Source organism: Kitasatospora sp. NPDC056783, assembly GCF_042789895.1.
Classification (GTDB): Bacteria; Actinomycetota; Actinomycetes; order Streptomycetales; family Streptomycetaceae; genus Kitasatospora.
This window is the reverse complement of record NZ_JBHUAF010000671.1, coordinates 1-1,825: the sequence shown is the minus strand read 5'-3', so window position 1 is coordinate 1,825 and position 1,825 is coordinate 1. Positions and strand designations below refer to the sequence as shown.

At 70.7% G+C, this 1,825-nt stretch carries 1 protein-coding gene; it reads left to right on the top strand.

Going from position 1 to position 1,825, the window contains the following annotated elements:
* Positions 1-135 precede the first annotated feature (135 nt).
* Positions 136-1,812 (top strand): RICIN domain-containing protein, encoded by a 1,677-nt coding sequence (locus tag ACFRMQ_RS40485; RefSeq protein WP_380735922.1) that lies wholly within the window; start codon positions 136-138, stop codon positions 1,810-1,812.
* The last annotated feature ends 13 nt before the right edge of the window (positions 1,813-1,825 follow it).

Here is a 1,825-nt window from a genome sequence, read left to right as displayed (position 1 = left end):
GTGTCAAGAGTCTTGTTGCGTTACTTGTCAGTACCTAGAATGCGAGACCTGCTCACCTTTCCTGTTCCTCACTTGCTCCGCGCCGCTCGGCGCCCCCGCCCGGGCGGCCACCCCCACCCCCGCAAGGAGTCGCGTGTGACCAGGTCCCCACGGTCGGCGGCACGGCGAACGCGCACCGGGTCCTCCCGCTGCGCGGCGCTGCTCGCCACCGGAACCCTCCTCGCCACCCTCGGCCTGGCCGGTGCCCCCGCCGCCCTGGCCGACCCCGCCCCGGCCGCGGCGCCCGCGGCCACCCGGCCGGCCGCGATCGTCGCCCTCGGCGACAGCGCGATCTCCGGGGAGGGCGCCGGCACCGACACCAACGACGGCTACTTCCCGGAGACGGACAGCTCCACCAACTACTGCCACCGGCACCCCAAGTCGGAGATCTTCGTCACCGACATCCCCGGGGTCACCCCGATCGACCTGGCCTGCTCCGGCGCCCAGACCGGGGACCTGGTCAGCGACCCGGAGCTGGCCAAGATCACCGGCCCCGGCAGCGGCGACTTCGGCGAGCCCAAGCAGGACGTCAAACTGGCCGACACGGCGGCCAAGTACGACGTCAAGATGGTCGTCGTCACCATCGGCGCCAACGACGACTTCGACTTCAGCGGCATCATGATGCACTGCCTCTCGCAGTACTTCCCGGTCCCCAAGGACCAGGGCTGCCGGGACACCATCGGCAGCGACGAGATCCGCCGCCGCGCCAAGGGCATCCAGCCCAAGGTGGTCGCGGCGCTCCAGAACGTCCGGCAGACCATGCGCAAGGCGGGCTACGCCGACTCCGCGTACCAGCTGGTCTACCAGTCGTACTTCAACCCGATCACCCCGGACATCCGGCGCAACGACTACGTCGGCAAGGTCGCCGACGGCTGTCCGGCCTTCCCGGAGGACCTCGCCTGGGGCCACAACTGGGTGGTGCCGACGCTCAGCGACGCGCTGCGCGGAGCGGCCGAGCAGGTGCCCGGCGTCCGCTACCTGGACCAGCGGCGGGTCGCCTTCGGGCACGAGGTCTGCGCGGAGTGGACGACCTCCCCGTACGAGTACACCAACGGGGACGTCATCAACCTCGCCGAGTGGACGCGCAACGGCTGCGACTCGCAGATCGGCATCCCCGGGCTGTGCATGAACATGGTCCGCCAGTCGTACCACCTGCGGGTGGCCGGCTACCGCGGTGAGGGCGTCTGCCTCGGCCAGTTCTACGGCCGCCCCGAGCTGACCCAGGCGTACTGCACGCTCAACCAGCAGAACACCACCTCGATCCAGCCGCTCAGCCCCGGGAAGCCGTTCGGCGACGTCCCCGAGGACGGCTCCTGGTACCAGCTGACCAACGCCGCCGGCGGCAACGTGCTCGACCTCACCGGTGGCGGCACCTACGGCGACGCCACCAACGGACGGCCCGCGATCACCTATCCGGCGGGCGGCGGGCTCAACCAGTCCTTCGTCCTGGAGGCCAAGGCCGGCGGCAGCTTCGAGGTCGACTTCAGCGGCAACCGCGACATGTGCCTGGACGCCAACGCCGCCTCCACCGCCCCCGGCACCCGGATCCAGCAGTGGCGCTGCACCGGCGGCGGCAACCAGCACTGGGTCTTCAAGCCGGCCGGAGACGGCCGCTACAAGATCGCCGACTCCCAGGACCAGACGAAGGTCCTGGCCGCCGGCGCCACCCTCGACGCCAAGGGCAACCCGTACGTCGAGCTGGCCGCCGACACCGGCGCCGCCAACCAGCTCTGGCAGCTCACCAAGCTCGGCATCCTCTACGTCCACGGCTGAGCCGCCCCACCCT